Annotated in this window: 12 protein-coding genes and 1 pseudogene; 11 read left to right on the top strand and 2 right to left on the bottom strand. The window is 47.8% G+C overall.

The window, feature by feature from the left end:
- The first annotated feature begins 11 nt into the window (after nucleotides 1–11).
- The 6 genes from GVI43_RS03330 (at nucleotide 12) to GVI43_RS03305 (ending at nucleotide 17,135) form a co-directional block, all read left to right on the top strand.
- A complete protein-coding gene (locus GVI43_RS03330) occupies nucleotides 12–2,690 on the top strand; it encodes an alpha-L-rhamnosidase (protein WP_159565327.1) in 2,679 nt (892 codons plus the stop codon).
- A 103-nt stretch (nucleotides 2,691–2,793) separates the two neighbouring features.
- A complete protein-coding gene (locus GVI43_RS03325) occupies nucleotides 2,794–4,164 on the top strand; it encodes a carbohydrate porin (protein ID WP_159565326.1) in 1,371 nt (456 codons plus the stop codon).
- A gap of 201 nt (nucleotides 4,165–4,365) precedes the next feature.
- Nucleotides 4,366–5,043, top strand: a complete 678-nt coding sequence (locus tag GVI43_RS03320) for a DJ-1/PfpI family protein (RefSeq protein WP_159565325.1) — start codon at nucleotides 4,366–4,368, stop codon at nucleotides 5,041–5,043.
- Nucleotides 5,044–5,690: 647 nt separating this feature from the next.
- The gene (locus GVI43_RS03315; protein WP_159565324.1) at nucleotides 5,691–7,391 is read left to right on the top strand and encodes a ShlB/FhaC/HecB family hemolysin secretion/activation protein; all 1,701 of its coding nucleotides are present in this window, start codon (nucleotides 5,691–5,693) and stop codon (nucleotides 7,389–7,391) included.
- Between the two features lie 13 nt (nucleotides 7,392–7,404).
- A complete protein-coding gene (locus GVI43_RS03310) occupies nucleotides 7,405–16,785 on the top strand; it encodes a hemagglutinin repeat-containing protein (RefSeq protein WP_159565323.1) in 9,381 nt (3,126 codons plus the stop codon).
- 5 nt (nucleotides 16,786–16,790) lie between these two features.
- Nucleotides 16,791–17,135, top strand: coding sequence for a hypothetical protein (locus GVI43_RS03305; protein WP_159565322.1), 345 nt, complete (start codon nucleotides 16,791–16,793; stop codon nucleotides 17,133–17,135).
- A gap of 75 nt (nucleotides 17,136–17,210) precedes the next feature.
- Here GVI43_RS03305 and GVI43_RS03300 read toward each other — a convergent pair.
- Nucleotides 17,211–17,388, bottom strand: a pseudogene (locus tag GVI43_RS03300) (SymE family type I addiction module toxin); the annotation flags it as partial.
- Nucleotides 17,389–17,573: 185 nt separating this feature from the next.
- Between GVI43_RS03300 and GVI43_RS03295 the strand changes: the two are divergent.
- Together GVI43_RS03295 and GVI43_RS03290 are read left to right on the top strand one after the other, a co-directional pair.
- On the top strand, nucleotides 17,574–18,632 hold the full coding sequence (locus GVI43_RS03295; protein ID WP_159565321.1) for a CdiA C-terminal domain-containing protein: 1,059 nt from the start codon (nucleotides 17,574–17,576) through the stop codon (nucleotides 18,630–18,632).
- Nucleotides 18,633–18,640: 8 nt separating this feature from the next.
- Entirely contained in the window at nucleotides 18,641–18,946 is a 306-nt protein-coding gene (locus GVI43_RS03290; RefSeq protein ID WP_159565320.1) for a hypothetical protein, read from the top strand.
- Between the two features lie 49 nt (nucleotides 18,947–18,995).
- On the opposite strand, the gene GVI43_RS15845 is transcribed toward GVI43_RS03290, so the two are convergent.
- Nucleotides 18,996–19,130, bottom strand: coding sequence for a SymE family type I addiction module toxin (locus tag GVI43_RS15845; protein WP_281350972.1), 135 nt, complete (start codon nucleotides 19,128–19,130; stop codon nucleotides 18,996–18,998).
- A gap of 186 nt (nucleotides 19,131–19,316) precedes the next feature.
- Between GVI43_RS15845 and GVI43_RS03280 the strand changes: the two genes are divergently transcribed.
- From GVI43_RS03280 to GVI43_RS03270, 3 genes are all read left to right on the top strand, one after another.
- Complete coding sequence (locus GVI43_RS03280; protein WP_159565319.1) at nucleotides 19,317–19,838, top strand: hypothetical protein; 522 nt, start codon at nucleotides 19,317–19,319, stop codon at nucleotides 19,836–19,838.
- Nucleotides 19,829–20,173, top strand: a complete 345-nt coding sequence (locus GVI43_RS03275; protein WP_159565318.1) for an outer membrane protein assembly factor BamE — start codon at nucleotides 19,829–19,831, stop codon at nucleotides 20,171–20,173. The genes GVI43_RS03280 and GVI43_RS03275 overlap by 10 nt, the downstream gene beginning before the upstream one ends.
- Nucleotides 20,174–20,313: 140 nt before the next feature.
- Nucleotides 20,314–20,583 (top strand): hypothetical protein, encoded by a 270-nt coding sequence (locus GVI43_RS03270; protein ID WP_159565317.1) that lies wholly within the window; start codon nucleotides 20,314–20,316, stop codon nucleotides 20,581–20,583.
- Nucleotides 20,584–20,680: the final 97 nt, after the last annotated feature.

Genomic DNA, 20,680 nt, shown 5'->3' with positions numbered 1-20,680 from the left:
AGTAATTCACCATGTTGGCAGTAAATAAGATAACGCTAAATTATGTTGAGCAATTAGATGGCGTGGAATCCGTTCCGGTATTTGGCTGGACGATTGACAGCGATCGACGCTGCGTGGTGCAGCAAACCTGGCAGTTACAAATAAGCGAACAGGCATGTTTTAGCACGATAATTCATGATAGCGGCACAGTAAATGGAGACCAGTCAAATCATATTGTGGTGCTTGACCTGACGCTAAAAAATTCATGGCGTTATTATGCACGGGTTAAAATTACCGATAATCATGGGGAGGTCAGTAACTGGAGTGATATTGCCTCATTTGTTACTGGATTACCGGCGCAACATTGGCAGGCCGAGTTTATCTCAGCGGAACAGACCTCGGATAAACATCTTTCAGCAGGGACGTTATTGCGTAGACCGCTACAACTTCCGCCAATCGAAGCTATCCACTCTGTTTTTGTGCATGCCAGTGCATTAGGGGTTTATAACCTACACCTTAATGGACAGAAGGTCGGTCATGACGAACTCACTCCGGGCTGGACTAGCTATCACCATCACCTGTTGTATCAGACTTACGATCTGACTTCACTTATCAACAGTCAGGAAAACGTGCTTGGCGCGATGGTAGGTGCCGGATGGTATAAAGGCGATATGAGCTTTAATCGTTATCGTAATTATTATGGCGAGCGGACGGCTTTTATTTGTCAGGTGGTGGTGAATTACAAAGATGGACGTCAGGAGACGATAGTCACCGATCTATCATGGCAGGCCGCCGATGCGCCGGTGTTGTTTTCCGAAATATACGACGGTGAAATTTATGATGCCCGGCAAGAAAAAACCGGCTGGGACACCGTCAATTTTGATGCCAGCGGCTGGCGCGACGTGGAGATCGTCAGAGCCAGTAAAGCGGTATTGCGTGCTCAGGGCTGCGCCACGATCCAACACATCGACACGCTCGCCCCTGTGGCCTTATTGACCACTCCCCAGGGTGATACGGTCATTGATTTTGGACAAAATCTCAGTGGCTGGGTTGAATTTACCGTTCAGGGAAAGGCCGGTGATAAGGTAGTGCTTCGCCATTTTGAAGTGCTTGATGCCAGTGGTAACGTTTATCTTGAGAATCTTCGCACCGCAAAACAACGTATTGAATACATTCTGAAAGGCAATCAACCCGAACGTTATCATCCCCATTTTACTTTTCAGGGATTCCGCTATGTAAAAGTGGAAAGCTGGCCTGGAACTATCGATCTGGAAAACATTAGGGTACAGGTACTGCATTCAAACATGCAACAAACGGGCACGTTTAGCTGTTCGAATGTGGATTTAAATCAGTTGCATAGCAATATTTTATGGGGACTGAAAGGGAATTTTGTTGATGTGCCAACGGACTGCCCACAGCGTGATGAACGTCTGGGCTGGACCGGAGATGCGCAAATTTTCTGTCGCACCGCCAGCTATCTGATGCAGACCCGCAACTTCTTCGCTAAATGGTTAACTGATTTAGCGTTTGATCAAACGGATGAGGGCGGTGTGCCACACGTCGTGCCGGATATTCTGACCGGAAAATGTGATAACGACCGTTTCCTCTCTCAGGGGCGCACTCATTCAGCCGCCGCCTGGGCCGATGCCGCCGTCATCAACCCTTGGACGCTGTATCTGATGTATGGCGACAAACAAACGCTGGAAAACCAGTACGCCAGTATGAAAGGGTGGATTGAATTTATGCGTACCCATTCAAAGAATCATCTCTGGGGTTACCGTTTGCAGTTTGGTGATTGGGTTGCGCTGGATGCCAAAGAAGGGAGCTATTTTGGCGCGACGCCCAACGAGCTTATCTGTGCGGCCTATTATGCCTGGTCAACCTTGTTGTTTGCCAAAGCGGCGAAGGCGCTAAACCACACGGCAGATTACGAACAGTATTACGCACTCTATCTAGATATTGTGGCCAGTTTTCAGAACGAGTTTTTTACCCCCAATGGCCGGCTCGCCGCCAGAACTCAAACCGCCCATATTGTCGCGCTGTACTTCAATCTGGTGCCAGAGGCTTTTAAAGAACGTACCGTCAATACGTTGGTGGAGTTACTGCATGAAAATGAGGGCCATCTGGTTACTGGTTTTGTTGGAACGCCCTATTTTTGTCATGCATTAAGCCAGAACGGCCACGCCAAGGAAGCTTGGCAGCTTCTGTTAAAAGAGGATTTCCCCTCTTGGCTTTATCAGGTTAAGGCGGGTGCCACCACCATTTGGGAACACTGGGATGGCATAAAACCAGACGGTTCGATGTGGGATCCGGCGATGAACTCATTCAATCATTACGCCTATGGTGCCATTGGTGAGTGGTTATACCGTGCGGTGGCCGGGATTGAAACCGATGAGGATGAACCTGCTTTTAAACGTCAGCTTATTAAGCCAGAAATTGGCGGCGGGTTGATGTGGGTAGACGCCAGCTATTGTTCAGTATACGGCATGATTAAAGTGAGTTGGAGCGTCGAGCAAAATCTTCCAGAAAAACAGCTTATTTCTCTTTCTGTTACCGTACCGCCCAATACCACTGCCACTATTCAATTAACGGATGCCACTGAAATTATTAACGCGGAATATCTTGATTTTAATACCAGCGGCAATGGTTTTAGTGCAGATGCGGGTTCCGGTAGTTATGTCATTGATTACTGGAGATGCGCCCAAAGTTAATTATTCAGTTTTTACATCAGAAAATTACGGTCACGTATTGGTGTGGCCGTAATAAACCCTCATTGAGAAATTACATTATCTATTTTGTTACAAGGATTAGTTTATGAATAAAGCCCTATTCGCATTGGCGGTTGGCCTATTTCTGGCTGTCCCAGAGGTTCGGTCTACCGCGTCGGAAAATACCATTGAGCAACGTTTGCAGCAATTGGAACAACGATTGCTGGCCGCAGAAAAACGCGCCCAGCGCGCAGAGGATAAAATAGCGCAATTAAATGCAAAAAATGTCGTACAAACTTCTGAGTCGTCGGCTTTACCGGTAACCGTTGTAAGCGTAACGGCTGCCCAAGAGAGCCAGAAAAATGCCACTCCATCCGCATTAAAATTAAGTGGCTATGGCGATCTTAAAGTTTATGGCGATGTTGAATTTAATATGGACGCCGAAAGCCGTAAAGGAACGTTAATACGAAATAATGATACCAGCAACGAGCAGTGGAATTTGAATGGCCGTATTTTGCTAGGTGTTGACGGTTATCGCACCCTGACTAACGGTAATTTTGCGGGGTTTAGCGTCCAACCGCTGGCAGATATGAATGGCGGAGTGAATCTTGATGACGCTGTATTTTTCTTTGGCCAAGAACGGGATTGGACGGTGAAAATTGGCCGTTTTGAAGCTCGGGACATGTTTCCGCTTAATCAAGACACTTTTGTTAAGTATTCTGGTAATACCGCCGACGACCTTTATGATGATGGCTTCGGTTATATTTATATGATGAAAGAAGGGCGCGGGCGCTCAGGTTCGGGTGGGAACTTTCTGGTGAATAAAACTATCGATAATTGGTATTTCGAGCTTAATACCCTTATTGAAGATGGCAGCGACCTATTTGTTGATAAAAGTTATCACGGTTATACGTTGACCAATGATAAGAACGTAGTCTATTTGCGGCCAGTGATGGCCTGGTCGCAGGATTCTTTTAGCATCGCGGCTGCAATGGAGTCTAACGTCGTCAGTAACGCCTACGGTTATTACGATAGCCGTGACCGCTGGGTGGATCAGTCAGACAGAACAGGTTACGGACTCACGATGAACTGGAATGGTCTGAAACACGATCCTGATAATGGGGTGGTGATGAATATTAATACGGCTTATCTTGATGCCCCGGATGAAAAAGATTTTTCAGCCGGGATTAATGCACTCTGGAAGCGGTTCGAATTGGGTTATATCTATGCGCACAATAATATCGAAAATTTCTCCAACGTGCGCCCAGACACCTGTGATTCACAGTGCATAATAGACCAAGCTGGTAAGTATGATATTCATACCGTTCATGCGTCATATCAAATCCCTAACGTGCTGGATATGCAGAATTTTAATATCTATCTCGGAGCCTACTGGTCTACAGTACTGTCTAATAACGAAAACGCAGATAATGACGATCGCTACGGTACACGCGTACGTTTTAAATACTTTTTCTGATGTCATATAGGGTTAACGGCAGAACGTATGGTATTCGTTCTGCTTTTCCTTAATACATCTTCCGTTGTCATTGACGGATGTCATCTCGATCCTACTCTAGCTACGTTTGATTATTCTGATTGTGATGGTAAGTAGATACTTACCTGATATTTCCTTGTAGATTTAACGCTTATACCTTTATTCGCCAGTAGGAACTCTACGATGAATCTGGTTATGCTCGTTTATCCACAAATGACTCAGCTAGACCTTACAGGGCCGCTGGAAGTTTTCTCCCGCTTTAAAGAACTGACGATTCATCTGGTATGGAAAACGTTAGAACCGGTAGCGGATGGAGGAGGGTTGAGAATACTTCCGTCGGTAACCATGGCGGGCTGCCCTCAAGCTGATATTTTGTTTGTACCCGGTGGACCGGGGCAGGTCGCGCTGATGGAAGACGCCCATACGCTGGCCTTTCTGAACAATCAGGCTAGTCAGGCGGATTATATTACGTCAGTCTGTACCGGTTCATTAATTCTTGCTGCGGCAGGCTTGCTTTCCGGCTATCGGGCAACCTGTCACTGGATGTCTTTGGATCAACTGGCCTATTTTGATATTGAACCTGTTAACCAACGGGTGGTGATTGATCGCAATCGTATTACCGGTGCTGGGGTGACATCGGGAATTGATTTTGCATTGACTCTGACCGGTAAAATTTTTGGTGAAGAGCGGGCCAAGAAGGTTCAACTGTCAATGGAATACGACCCCGAACCGCCGTTTAGCTGCGGTTCAGTGCTCAAGGCTGAAGCAGAAATAGTCGCTCAAGTCAGAGAGACTGCGTCTGCTTTTCAGCAGCAAAGAGAAGACGTGACTAAACGCGCGGCGGATAATCAGATTCATTAAATAGATAATTTATTACCAGACTGCTGACCGCGTGGGGTAGTTTTAAATTTGCGTAAGCGTTGTCTGCATGAACAATGCCGGAATAGTCACTACTCCGGCGTATGAACAATAGCGAGGTTTAGAAGCTAACGCTGGCACCCACATAAAGGCGCGAGGGCACGCCACATTAATTTAGCTTCTGAATTAACTTTGGGCTCAGTTCATTTCAATGAGATGACCGGTGTGGTTTGTCTCTCATAAACACATTCCCCGCCTTTACAGCACCCCGTTGAGAACGGGCTATTGGATGGGTGTGAAAGCGGATAATTATATTATTGCCACGGCTCTATTTCCCGTTTGGGAACTATCTTTCCGATAACTGGATATAAAGGTTTGGGGGAAAAAAATGATTTGTTTGGCAACCGTTATGCCTGTGTTTGTTTTAATTAACTGAGTTTATAGGTTTAATTGTTTTAATTAACCTAATGACGGTTAAGGTCAATTGCATTTTAAAACTAGTATATTTACTAGGTACATAATGACTGAAAATAACTATATACTCCGAAAATTGTTTCTAATTAATGCTATCTAAGGTTGATTAATCACGCCTATTAAGTATTGGCTTATTTAGGCGCGGGATTTACTGCGTCGGCAAACACGGACGAACAATGAAGCTAAATTTAACTCGAGACACTCTTAAGCATTACGCGCCCGTCTATTTTATTCTTATCTTAAGCCTGATTAGCTACGGCAAACCTATTTATGCCGCCCCGCTTAACCCCGCCGAGCGTGAAGACAGCCAGCAGCAACAGCGGGATGTTTTGCTGCAAAACCAGCAACAGCGTGAAGATTTAGAGCGTAGCATTCAGCTTCAGCAGTCTACTAAGGTTTCGCCGGTTGAGGTTAAAGGCCCCTGTTTCCAAATAGCAGAAATTAATATTGAGCAGGCTTCATTATTATCAAATAAACAGAAACAGGCGCTTGCTCAGCCCTATTTAAACCAGTGCATTGGCGTGACTCAAATATCCCAGCTAGTGGAAAAAATTTCTGACTGGTATATCAGCCGGGGGTATATCACCAGCCGTGCCTTCCTCACCGAGCAAGATCTTTCTTCCGGTAAGCTTAATATTGTGGTGCTGGAAGGCAAACTGGAAGAAATCCGGCTGGAAGGCAAAGTGACGTCTGAAGTCAGAATGGCATTTCCCGGCTTGGTCGGCCATATCTTAAACCTGCGCGATATTGAGCAGGGCATGGAACAAATTAACCGGACCCGCACCGTGCCGGTGCAGATTGAAATTTTACCGGGCAGCGAGCAGGGGCTGTCGGTGGTTAACCTAACGGCAACGCCTGAATTTCCATTATCTATTGGCCTCGGTTTTGACAATAGCGGGCAAAAGAGCACGGGTACCGGGCAGATGAACGCGTCGGTGACCGGCAATAATCTTTTAGGCTTGGCGGATAAGTGGTATGTGTCTGGCGCTAAAAGCAGCGACTTTTCCAACAGCCACGATGCCCAAAGCGTACAGGCAAGCCTCAGCGTACCTTACGGCTACGGTTTACTGGATTACAGCTATTCCTACAGCGATTATCTGAGCAGCATTGATAATCGAGGGTTTCTCTGGCGCTCGCGCGGTGATACCCAAACCCACCGCTTAAACAGTGCCTGGGTGCTATACCGCGACGGCGACATTAAAACCGGTATTTCACTGGGCATTACCCACCGTATCAATAATAACTACCTGAATGACGTTTTGTTGCAGAGCAGCAGCCGTAAGCTGTCGAACTTCAGCGTCGGGATCAACCATAGCCAAAAAATTTGGTCAGGTTTTGCCACCCTCAACCCGACCTATACCCAAGGCGTACCTTGGCTGGGCGCGGAAGATGACCAAGGGAAGTCTTCCGGAGCGCCCCGAGCGGAATTTTCCAAGTGGAACATATCGAGCAGTTACTATTTTCCGCTAACTGAAAAGCTAACATGGCTAAGCAGCCTCTACGGGCAGTGGACGCCGGACCGGCTGTATGGCTCTGAGCGCTTAACCATCGGCGGTGAGAGTTCAATTCGCGGATTCAAAGAGCAATATCTGGCGGGTGACAGCGGCGGCTATTTGCGTAACGAAATTAGCTGGAATTTAGCCACGCTGCCCGCTATTGGCAACGTCAGCGCCATTGTTGCCGTTGACGGCGGTTATTTACATCACGATAGCCTCGACCCTTACGCCTCGGGCACGCTTTGGGGAAGTGCGGTTGGATTAGCCTCTAACAATCAACATTACAACAGCAGCTTCACCGTAGGCAAACCGCTGAGCCATCCGGACTGGCTTGAGCCCGACTTACTATCAATTTACTACCGCATCGGACTCATATTTTAAAGGAATAATAATAATGAAAAATAGTACAGCACCGTTGCCGGTTAATACCTCTAAGCGTTTACTCAGCTACCTGATTAGCGGATTGCTTTGCGTCCAGCCGGTGCTTCCGGCTTTTGCCGACGGTATTCAGGTGGCGGGCGGTAATACCAATACTGAACGGGCGGCCAATGGCGTGCCGGTGGTCAATATTGCCACGCCCAATCAGCAGGGCGTTTCCCACAATCAATACAACGAATTTAACGTCGGTAAAGAAGGGCTGATACTCAACAACGCCACCGGTGCGCTTAATCAGACCCAGCTTGGCGGCATCATTTCGAACAATACCAACCTGAAAGCCGGGCAGGAAGCGCAGGCGATTATCAATGAAGTGGTCGGGGCAAACCGTTCGCAGCTTCAGGGCTATACCGAAGTGGCGGGCAAGCAGGCCAACGTGATGGTGGCTAACCCCTACGGCATTACCTGCGACGGCTGCGGCTTTATCAATACGCCGAACGTCACGCTGACTACCGGTAAACCGGTGATGGACGCTCAGGGTAATCTTGATTCGCTCTCCGTCACGCAGGGCTCTATTACTATCAACGGTCAGGGGCTGGATGCCAGCCACAGCAACTCGGTGGCGATTATTTCCCGCGCCACTGAGATTAACGCCGGGCTATACGCGCAGGATTTAACCGTGATTGCCGGTAGCAATCGGGTTGGAAGCGATGGTTCCGTCACGCCGATTGCGGCAACTGACACTACGCCGAGAATAGCGGTAGACACCGGTGCCCTGGGCGGCATGTACGCGAACCGCATTCATTTAGTCTCCAGCGACAAAGGGGTGGGCGTTAACCTCGGTAACCTGAACGCCCGGCAGGGCGACGTTCAGCTCGATGTGAACGGTAAGCTCACGCTGAATAATACGCTGGCTCAGGGGGCGATAACCGCCCATGCCGATGAATTAGCATTAACCGGTAACCATAAGGCTACTGGTGATATCCGCTTAAGCAGCAAAGGTAATACTGAATTAAAGCAGGGCGTTATCTCTTCTGGCCAGAACGTGGCGCTGAATAGTCAGGGGCAATTAACCCTGAGTGACAGTCTGGTTGCCGCCGGGGTCGATGCTCAGGGCGCCGTCGGCAATAGCGGCACCTTGCAGCTCAACGCGGGCAGCCAGCAGTGGAACAACAGCCAGCTATCGGCCGCTCAGGTTATTGCCCAAAGCCAACAGGCCGTGCAGCAGGACGCGACTTCCCGCGTGATGGGCACTTCCGGCGTTAGCATTACCGGTTCACAGCTGTATCTCGATGGGCAGGTTAGCGCCGGGCAGGATATCGCGTTAGACGCAGGCTATTTAAGCGTCGGCGCGCTGTCAACGGTTTCTGCCCAACAGAGTTTGAACGTTCGGGTAAGCCAAGGTATCGATAATCTGGGTGAAATGAACGCGGGGTATTTCACCACGTTATCAACCGGGCAATTAAATAACCAGGGGCTGATAGCCACCAATGGCAATAGCGTCATCACCGCTACCGGCATCAATAATCAGGGCCGAATTCAGTCGCTGGGCGCACAGTCAATCTCTGCCGGAACGGTAAATAGCAGCGGTTCGCTGTTGTCGGGCGGATTATTGACCTTAACCGGCAACCAAATCACGCTCTTGGGCAGTACCGGCTCCCAACAAGCACTAACGCTCACCGCCCATGACTGGCTGAAGGTAGAGCAGAGCGGTTCGCTGATAAGCGACGGTAGCCTGAACCTACAGGTCGGCCGCGCAGACATTGCCGGGCTGGTTCACGGGCAACAGGCCATGGTATTCAATGCTCAGGCGCTGAACACCGCGCAGGGCAGCCGTTTACTGAGCGATAACCACATCGCGCTGATGGCATCGAGCATGACGCTGGGCGGTTTAGTCTCGTCGAATGGCGCTTTGTCGATTGACGCTGCGCTCTTCACCTCGCTGGCGACCGCGCAGATTCAGGCTTACCAAGATTTATCCCTTAACGCCAGCCAAAATGCACAGCTACAGGGTGTTTTCACTGCGGGCGAAAACCTCACGCTGACCGGCACTGCCATTAATCAACAGGGCATACTGAAATCTGACGCTGCGCTGTCATTAACCGGAACGGCAATTAACCAACAGGGTACGCTGCAAGGGAAATCGGTTGAGCTTAACGCTCAAACGCTCACCAATAGCGGCACGGTATTAGCCCTGGACCAGCTGACGGTCAATGCGCAGCAGGTGGATAACCGAACCAGCGGCAGGCTGTTTAGCGCCGGTAATCTGGACCTGACCGCTGATTCTCTCAGCCACGCAGGGCAAATCGTTGCGCTATCGGATATCGACATTGGCCTGCAGCAGGATTTTCTGCAATACGGCACCATCGCGGCGGGCAACGCCTTATCTCTAACTAGCTCAGGGGCCATCAGCCAATCCGGCACGCTACAGGGTAATGAAGTCAGCGTAACCAGCGGCGGCCTGTTCACTAATCAGGGCCGAATAACGGCGGGCGAAGGCACGTTAAGCGTCAATGCGGCGGATATTAACCTGACCGCCAGCAGCCATTTGCAGTCCGGCGGTGATATTCAGCTCATCAGCCGTGATTCGATTGCTCATCAAGGTTTTACCGGTTCGGGTGGTGATTTGCTACTTAGTGCGGCCAATAACATCACCAATAGTTCGTTGTTATACGCCGCCGGTGATATGCAACTGTTCGCCAACCGCATCAGCAATATCAAAGGCGATATTCTGGCGGGTAATAGCCTGTGGATGCAGAAGGATGCAGCGGGTAATGCGAATGCCGCGGTGATTAACCGTTCGGGGACGATTGAGACGATTAGTGGTGATATTACGATAAATACTGCGCAGCTGTTGAATGAGCGGGATGGTTTATCGGTAACCAGCACTGAACGCAGCCTGATTGATGAGTATGAATGGCTAACCGGCGTTGATGCAAGGGTTCCGTTTAGCCAGTTGAAATGGGGTGAGTATGTCTTTTATAGTCAGGAGAATGAAACCTGCGGTGGTAGTGCAGAGAATGGAGGATGTACAACCAGTACCAACTATTATGCCTATACGCCTGAAGAATTTGTCACTAAAAAAATACCCATTTCTATTTCTACCGTAGGCGTGACCAGCAATGGTGGCGCATCACGAATTTCATCCGGGCGTGATTTATATATTTCAGCCGATTCATTGCAAAACCATGCCAGCAATATTTTGGCCAATAGGGATGCCTTTTTATCGGGAAATACGCTAAATAATCAGTCATGGTTTAGCGGAACAGAAACACAATACCAAACCTATACATCTCAATCTTTAGCGCCCGTATATAACCGTGGTGCAGATGATTACGGTGAATCTCCATATACCTTTTTTGCAATTGAGAAAAATATATTTCTGGATAGGGGGATTGACTATAGTTGGTATTACAAAAGTGGTGAAGAAAGCGTAGATGAAGATAAACGTTTCATTTATTACAAAGCGACAGGTGAAAGAAGCTTCGAACGCAGCGGCGATTCCGAACTCTACCGCTCAACTATCCAAGCCGGTGGTAACGTATATGCCAATTTCGACAGCGATATCAGCAATACCACAACCGTCGCCAACGCGGGCAATATCAGCCATACGATAAATGCTCCAACGCTAAACGGGTTTGATGATTTCGCCTTACCGAATGGGCTCAACGGCCTGTTCGTCACCAGTCAGGACCCCGACAGCCCTTATCTGATTACCACTAACCCGAACCTAAACGGCTTGGGAGGCTTAGATAACGGCCTGTTTAACGATCTGTATGCGCTTTTGGGAAGACAGCCGGGTACGGCTCCTCGTGAAACCGACAGCCGCTTTACCGATAAAAACAAATTTCTGGGCTCGGCCTATTTTCTCGACCGTTTAGGTCTCAACCCTGACCTCAGGTACCGCTTTCTTGGCGACGCCGCGTTTGATACCCGCTATATCAGCGATGCCTTGATTAAGCAGACCGGTAACCGTTATATCAACGGCATTGGCACCGATCTGGCCCAAATGCAATACCTGATAGATAACGCCGTCGATGCCCAAACCGGTTTGAACTTAACCTTTGGCATCAGCTTAACGCCACAACAGGTCGCTCAACTGAATAAGAGCATTGTCTGGTGGGAACCGGTCACGGTTAACGGACAAACGGTATTAGCGCCAAAGCTGTATCTGGCTAAAAACGACGTCACTTCGCTTGATGGCAGCGTGATTAAAGGCACTAACGTTGCGCTGGACGGCGGCCGTATTATCAACAGCAACAGCACTATTTTGGCCGATAAGTCTCTGTTTATTGATAGCTGGAGCACCATTGATAACGTGAATGCCGGCAAGATAAAGGCGGGTGGCTACCTGTCGATGAGTGCGATGGACGATATCAACAATATCGGTTCAACCATTCGCGGGCAGCAGGTATCGCTTGAAAGCATTGACGGCAGCATTGTTAACCGTACTGAAACTCAACAGTGGGCGGTTTCTGGCACGGCTGAATTTCCGGGGCTATACGAAAGTAGGCGGGTTGCAGACAGATTTACCGCATTCTCACAAACGGAAGTTGGTGATATCGCTTCGATTCAGTCGGAAGGTGCGCTGGATTTGAGCGCCGGAAAAGATATTACTCTCCACGCAGCCGAGGTGGTGACTGATAAAGGTAACCTAACGCTATTTGCCGGTCGAGATGTCAATATTGAAACTGCCGACCTGACACAGTCAACCCAGAAAGGAAAAAACAAGACTGAGGTTGAAGGTGCTCTTCGCAGTACGCTGCAAAGTGGCGATAATCTAACCGTTGTGGCCGGGCGTGATATCAACGCGCAGGCGGCTGAAGTGATAGCCGAGGGCAGTGCGGCGCTGTCAGCCGGGCGCGATGTTAACCTGACCACGGCCGAAAGCCGGGTTTATCAGGAAGCTTACGGCAAGCGATCAAAGACGATTGATGAGTCAGTTCGCCAGCAAGGGACTGAAATCACCGCGGGCGATAAGGTGCAAATCGTTGCCGGACACGATATCAATATGCAGGCGGCTGAAGTTCAGACCGAAGGTAATATTAGCGTATACGCGGGTAACGACATTAACGTAACCAGCGCAACGGAAAGCGACTATCGCTTTTTTGAAGAAACAAAGGTTAAGAAAAAGACCTTCTCTAAAACCACCACCCATACTGTTGAGCAGGACTATGCAACTCGCGAAGAAGGTTCGCTACTGAGCGGCGATAAAGTCACGCTTTCCGCCGGGCACGATCTGAAAGTACAGGGTTCCTCGGTTGTTGGTGAAGGTAACGTAACTCTGGCTGCGGGTAATAATGTCGATATCGTTGCGGCTACCGAAGAGCAGTCTACCTATCGTTTAAAGGAAGTGAAAAAGAGCGGGATGTTTAGTAGCGGTAGCTTAGGCGTCACTATTGGCTCTCAATCAACGAAAAGTGTGTTTGACGGGGCTGAAGTTAACCAAAGCGATGCGCGCAGTATGATAGGAACTACCGGCGGTAATGTGATTATCTCCGCGGGTAAAACGGCGACCATCAGCGGCAGCGATATCGTCGCCGGGCGCGCCCTTGGCGATACCACTCGGGCAACGGGCCATATCGATATTACCGCTCAGGACATCGCTATTCTTCCGGGGCGAGATGTGGTCGATGAGAAAACCTCCTATTCATCGAAAACTAGCGGGTTTGGCATTTCTATTGCCGATCCACTGATTAATAGCGTGCGTAACTTCCGCGATATTTTTGAATCAGACACGGGGAACGTACAGAAGGCTAAAACGCTATTAAGTGAAATGGGCGCGACCCTTGCCGATCTCGGTTCTCCGACTCAGCTTCCGCTAACCTACGGCCGCTCTTCCAGCTATAGCGAAACCAGTATTCACGGCGAGTATCAAAGCGGCAGTAGCCTGAATGCCGCAGGAAATATTCAGTTGAACGCTACGGGTAGCGGCGTGCGTGATGCCAACGGCGCATTGACTAATGGTGATGTACTGATTAGCGGTAGCCGCTTGGGCGCGGGTGAATCGATTATCATCGATGCCAGCCGTGATGTCGTGATTGCACCTTCCACCGACAGCCAAAACAGTACCCATAAATCGGGAAGTAGCAATTGGAGTGTAACCTCGGCCTTGCCAACCGTAGGTTCAGCGATCCGCATGATGGACGGTGGACCGAATAATGGTCCTAGCGTATTGCCTTTTGGCTATGACAAGTCAGCAAAAAAAGGCGATAAGCAGGTAACGGCACAAACGCCGTCTGCGCTCACCGGGCAAGATATTTATATCAATAGCAAAGAGGGCAGCATTGACGTTACCGGCAGTAGCTTGGCAGCAATTAATGATCTGATGCTGGTTGCCAAACAGGGCAGTATCAACGTTGGCTCTGGCAGTAATACGGTGCGTGAATATGAAACCGGTAGTCAGACTTCATTAGGCGAGTTAGGCGGCAATGGCTACAGCGGCACCGTTGGCTGGCGTAAGGAGAAGTACTCCGCTCTGGATCAAAGCACGCAGGAAAGTACGGTTCGCAGTCAGCTAACTAGCGGGACAGGAAATGTAACGCTACAGGCCGGTCAGGACGTCGTGCTTAACGGTGCCGACATCAGCGCCGGAAAGTCGATTAACCTCAGCGGCAAAAACGTGTTTATGGATGTGAGCCAAGATAGCTCACTGCATGAAAATAGCTCGAGTTCCACACAGTACGGCATGACCGTTTCAACATCAGGCTATGTCGTGGCCGCGGCGCAGGCCGCTGAGAACGCAGCCCAGACGCTAGAAGATGGTCGAGACCCTCGCCTGGCAGCGATTTATGGGGCACAGGCTGCCTTGAATATCGCTTCACAAACCATGCAGTCTAATATGAATCCGACTGCAATAAAGGTAACGGTTAGTACTACCGCAGGGAGTTCCCAACAGCAGCAGAGATATGAAAGTGAGCAGCAGCAGGGCAGCCGCCTGAAGGCCGGTGAAACGGTCAATATCAACGCTACCAATGATATTCGCGGCAGCGGCGTAGATATTAAGGGTAAAAATGTCATCCTCAATGCCGGTCAGGATATTGTTTTAACCGCCGCTCAGGATAAAGACAGGTTGGAGGGCAGCAATTCCGGCAACCAGCAAAGCCTTGGCGTGGGCGTTGGTTTTGGTGGAAGTCAGAACGGTATTACCTTTGAAGCGGGAGCCAGTCAGTACAAAGGTAAAGAGAATGGCAGTTCGCTGGTTAATCATAATAGCCAGATCCATGCCGATGAAACGTTAAGTATCACCAGCGGGCGGGATACCACCCTTCAGGGCGCGGAGCTTTCCGGTGAGCGAGTGATTGTTAACGTCGGGCGTGACCTGACTATCAGCAGCGTACAGGACAGCGCAGAGTATGACAGCAAGCAGACCTCCGGCGGAGTGAATGTTAGCGTCTGTGTGCCACCAATATGTGCGGGGGCAGTAGTTCAGGGCAGCGTTAATTTCAGCGGTGAAAGAATCAATAATGATTATGACGCCGTACGCGACCAGAGCGGTATTTTTGCCGGTTCCGGTGGTTATGATATTAACGTTGGCAACCATACCCAGTTAGACGGCGCAGTTATTGCCTCCGAAGCGGATGCCGATAAGAACCGCCTCAGCACCGGTACGCTGGGCTGGACGGATATTGAGAATAAATCCGAGTGGGAAGGTAAGCAGTACGCGGTTAGCGTATCCGCTTCCGTTAGTAAGAATGCGAGTTCAGAGGGAACTAACGCACCGGCCTCTAACGGGTCAGGATATACTCTGGGCGCGCCGAGCATGCCAACCGTAAGCGTCGGTAAAGTTGGGGATAACAACAGCACAACTACCCGCAGTGCGATATCGGCCGGGGATATTATCATTCGTGATAAAGATAACCAAAAGCAGGATGTTGCCACGCTGAGCCGTGATACGGACAACGCTCATGAGGCGCTTAATGACAACTTTGATAAGGACAAAATCAAAGATAAGCTAGCTATACAGAAAGAGGCGGTAGCGCTGGGTACACAGGCAATGGACGCCTATAAGACCAGCAAGCTGAACGAAGCTAAAGAGCAAGTTCGGGCCGACATGGCGGCGCGCGGTGAACTCGATGGGTTGTCTGAGGCGCAAATTAACGATCGGATAACGGGATCTAAACAGTATCAAGATGTCGATGCGAAATATGGTGTCGGTAGTGAGTTCTGGACACACGGTTCAGCCGCGACCGGATTGTTAGCAGGCGTGCTGGGTGGTAACGTTACCGGCGGCGTTGCGGCGGGAGCAGCTCCTTACATGGCGGCTCTGGTTAAAGATGCGACTGAGGGCAATCCCGCCGCGCGTATCGCGCTACATACCATAGTGTCGGGCGCACTGGCTCAGGCTCAGGGTGCGAACCCAGGAGCAGCCGCGGCCGGTGGGTTTATTGCGTCGGCAACTTCAGAAGCGTTAGCGAATAAATTCTTCGGTAAGGCTCCCGAAGATCTTAGTGCTGATGAAAAGGCGCTAGTCAGTAATTTGGTGACGATGCTAGGTGCAGCGGCCGGTGGGGCCGTGGGTGGCGATGGCGTATCGATAGCCAGCGGCGGGAATGCGGCGCGGGTGGAGGTGGAGAATAACTCGGTATCGAATGGTGAAGCGGGTATGGTTGATATGCTGAGCTGTTCGTTAGGAATGTCGTCTGCCTGTGAGCGAGCTTATCCCACGCCCGAACAACACCTTACCGCTCTGGGCATTAATGTTGCTATTGTTGGTGGTTATCAGATTATTGCAGCAACACCGGAGATGCTGGCGTTAGCAAGAGCCGCAATGGATGGTTGTAAAACTAATCCGGCCTATTGCTTAAACAGTGTTGGCATACAGGTTGGCGAGGCTGTTATTCCTGGGGGAACTGGGGCGGGTGGTGCGTTGGTGATAGGACGAACAGCACAAGAGATTGCGGCTGTTAAGAATGTGGCTCAAGGAACAAATGTTACACCTATTCTTCGGGATGTAGAAACAGGACTAGATACTATTAGCCCAACACTATCTGTTGGAAAAGGTGCAATCAAGCGTTTGTCCTACGATACGGCAACAGGTAAAGTTGTGCAGCATGAGGGGATCGCCGCAGCACAACTGGAAAATACCTTTGGCGGTACGTTAGTTAGAGTCGATTCAGTTCAAGGACAAAAAGGGCCTGACTTTGTATTTACTGATGGTCCTTATGCTGGTAAAACCGTTGATTTTATGTGGACTGATTCATCTAAAGCACTACAAATTAATCAGTTTTTTAAAAATAATGAAACACAGAATTACAAGCAACTAGTTGATCATATAAATAAGGCAGACATCGTTCCTATTGATTACAGGAATTTAAATTCAATAAACCAAAGTATGGTTAATGGATGGATTAAGGTCATGACACCAGAACAACAAGCTAAAATTCTTATTATCAGGTGATAATTATGGGAATGTATATATCAATAGGTAAAAACACTGGTTGGGGATTAACCAGTGGTCTATTTGACATTATAACTGAAAGCACAAGAGAGCTTTTTAGTGCTGAACAATATGGTTGTATGAAAAGCATCTACGAAGCATTTGATGATCAAGGCCAAAGCTTTATTGTTCTAGACTCTGTTGATCGTGATTGTTTCAACTTATTTTATCGACACTGTAAAGCTGCAATGGAGGCTTTTCCTGATAGTCCTCGGGGCAAAATTTCACCACTAAAATCTATTTCAGGCATCTTATGGAACTGGTCTGAAATTTTACGGCTAATGCGGGAAGATTCTCGATATAGAGGCTAACCATAAGTGATAAATCCCAGCTCCATTGTTGTGAGCTGGGATATTTTTTATCTATTACTCAGCGGACACAGGCCTGATAACCAGTTGCCCCCGTTCAACCACCACTATCACCGGCGTATCGGTGTTGAACCCGGCCTCTTTTAACCAGATGCAGGCTGGGGTGGCGGTTGTAATAGGTGGTCATGCACGTTCTGCTATCCTGATGGCGAACGCTGACATAGCCCACTTTATAACAACGCTGTGTTTTGGATATCGTTGAATCTGCTCAGCATAATGCTCTTTAACAACATGGTGGAAAGTGGCTTGCAGGGCCAAAAGTGCGCGTCGGGGCTTGTGTGTCCCTGCACCGTAATACACGGGCAAAACTGGGTTGTAACATGCTGACTAAATTGGGAAAAGTGGTATTCTCTGGCTAACTTCACAACGGATAAAGTTGTTGTGGAGAATAACTTCCTAAGTGCAACAAAAGCGGAAGACCTGATTAAGGCAATCGAAGATCAAAAAGCCGGTAAAAATCTGGTAGAAGCCTCGAAGACTATTCTCAGGCTGACAAATGAAGATCGGGCCAGCAATATTCTGGTTGATAAGTATCTAAAGGGCGAACTGACAGAGACTGAAAAACAAGATTTGGCCGGCCAGCTCAATCAGTACGGTCTCGAATTACAAATACTTTATGGTTATTCGCCACAACGGGCCGCTGAAGCAGTACAGGGGCTTCTTGCTGGTACAGCGTTTGTGGCATCCACAGGGGATATTCAAGCGTATAACGAAGCACTGAGTTACCTGAAGGGAGCCAGCACGGATTACGGTCAGGCTGCAATAGGTACAGATGCTTTACTGGCATTACCGGGTGCGCCAGGGGTAATCGCACGTGGAGCCTTGGCGGCTGGCGGTGCTTATCAGGCAGGAACGGGTATTGGTCAGGCGATTGATGGCAAATATGGAGAAGGTGCGCTCAATATTGGGCTGGGAACTGCGGCTATTTTTGGTGGTGTGTCCGGGCAGAGTGCGATCTCAAAACCCAACGGGGCTATTGTTACGCCGGGTGATACCAGTATTTGGCAAAGCTCTTCGGTTGGTAATTATTTTGCAAAAAATGAAGGGGCTTTGACTGGAAATCCGACGAAGTATGATCCCAAAATGACGCAAGAAAATATTCGTTCTCTGAGCCGGGAGAATGAGAGTGCGCAGATACTTTCTCAATCAGGTTTCCTTGTAGAACAAAATCCATACATAACAGGGAATAAAAATCCTGATTACCGAATAAATGGTGAGATTTTTGATAACTATGCACCTAAATCTAGTAATGTTAGAAATATTTATAGTGAAGTTAAACGTAAGGTAGTTACGGGACAGACAACAAATGTTGTTATCAATATGTCTGATACAAAAGTGAGTCTTCCCACATTGCAAAGTCAACTTAATCAATGGCCAATAATGGGACTGGATAAAGTTATTGTCATTGATAAAACTGGTAATGCGATAAGGATAAAGTGAGGTAAAAAATGGCTATTGATTTAACGTGTTTTACAACACTTTCTATACCTGATCTACAGCGTAAACTTGACTGTTTTCAAGGAAAATATCCGTATGTGTTCCCGGCCCATTACGTTTTGTATAAGGCTCATTCATTAGATCGTTTTGATAAAGAAATCTCAAATGAATATGGCCTTGATCCTGAATCCTATTTTATGGTGGCTGTTAATAACAAGGCTCTTGAAATATCGACAGACGAAATGGCGGATATGGTCAGAAAAGAGCTAGGTGCTGAAAATGTTATTGTGCTCTTGAATGGTGAAGATCTTATCTGACCATCTTTAAATAACCCCCAGCTCAAGCGCTGGGGTTTTGCTTTATCTGTCACTCAACCACAGGCAGGATAACCAGTTTCCCCTGCTCCACGGCCACGATAACCGGCGTATCGGTCGCAAACCCGGCCTCTTTTAGCCAGTCGCCCTTCAGATACAGGCAGGGGCGGCAGCTGTAAAAACGGATAAAAAGGTATGAGATAGAAGCATAACTAGGTGGGAATGAATTCAGAGACAGATCACTGTCGATTTACTACTGCATCGGACTAATATTTTAACGGAATAATAATGAATTTTATTCTGAAACATAATCTTGTTATAGGTATTTTTCTTCGATGAAAAATGAAATTCATAGAATAAAAGGTAACTAAAGATGAAAAAAATTTATAATGTACTTCCTATTGTTTTTATCGCGACAATATTATCAGGCTGTGCTGGGAGTTGGGGGCAAGTTCCTTATATACCCCCATCGGCCTCTGAGGAAAATATTGCTAAAATTCGGTTAATCGGAAATCCGGTTGGGTTCACAATAGGGCAATTGGATAAAAAAGCTGGACATGTTGATAACTCAACAGTTGTAATCTTTAAATCAAGTACAGATATTGGGCTGCCGAAACTCCCTTCTGTACCAGAAAGGTACAAAGAAACCTATTTTGAAACTGCATTATATGCAGGTACTCAAACAAAAATAAGTTATAGCTTTGGGGGATGCAGTGTAGGAATGGATTTCTTACCTCAGAAGAATGAAGTTTATGAGTTTAGAGCTAGTTTCTCCGATTTGGCGGGCTATTGTGTCTTATACGGCGTACATGTGAAATATGATAAAGAGAATGATATTTACGTAGAAGAACCTATTATACGATTAGATAGTAGTAAGGGTAAAAAATGGAACTAAGGCCTATTTTAATTATATTGTTGTCTTTGCTATTAATCGGATGTGTTCGCAATTTTGATAAAATTCATGAAGGAACGATAAGTAAATATTCTGAGCAAGAGATAAAGAAAAATATTGTTATTGGAGTATCCACAAAACGTGATGTTTTAATGTTATTGGGTCGACCAAACTATCCGGTCGATTACAATCAAGGAAATGATTGGATTTATACATCACAAAAAATGGATAGGGGATTTTACTTGCTAGCTCCTGTGAATATGGACGAAAAATTATCTCTCAAGCTTAAGTTTAGCGATCAAAAAATATTGGAATATCTTGATTATGTCCAGTTGTAAGTAATGGGTGGGCCTTAAATCAAGGACAGATCAGTTTCATAAATACCGAATATAGTCATGAACGCCACTACCGTTGGAAATAATGGCTATATTACAGTGACGAATTTAAGAGGGCTCATGACGTGAGGATAATAAAGTTGATGGCTGATTACGGCTGTTATCCGCTATGGGGAACAACCCCTGAAAAACTTGGAGACATTCCACCTAGCGAATTGCCCATATCTACTGAGCTTCAGGATCGTCTCCAAAGCTGGGCAGATCGTTTTGATGCAATACTCAATATGGATGATCCCGTATCCTCAGGATTTAGAAGTACCTCTGATGAAGATATCTTTATTGAAGATGGATACCAATTGGCTCAATGTTTACGTGACGAACTTGGTAGCGAATACGAAATTATATATCGTTAGCTGCACTACCTCAGACCCAATCCCATAATTACCGTTTTTTATCAGTTCTTACCAAATTCAACTCACATCGTTACATACAATTTGCGAGCAACATCAT

Origin of the sequence: Budvicia diplopodorum (assembly GCF_009800925.1) — a bacterium.
Taxonomy (GTDB): Bacteria; Pseudomonadota; Gammaproteobacteria; order Enterobacterales; family Enterobacteriaceae; genus Budvicia; species Budvicia diplopodorum.
This window is presented reverse-complemented; position numbering and strand designations above follow the sequence as displayed.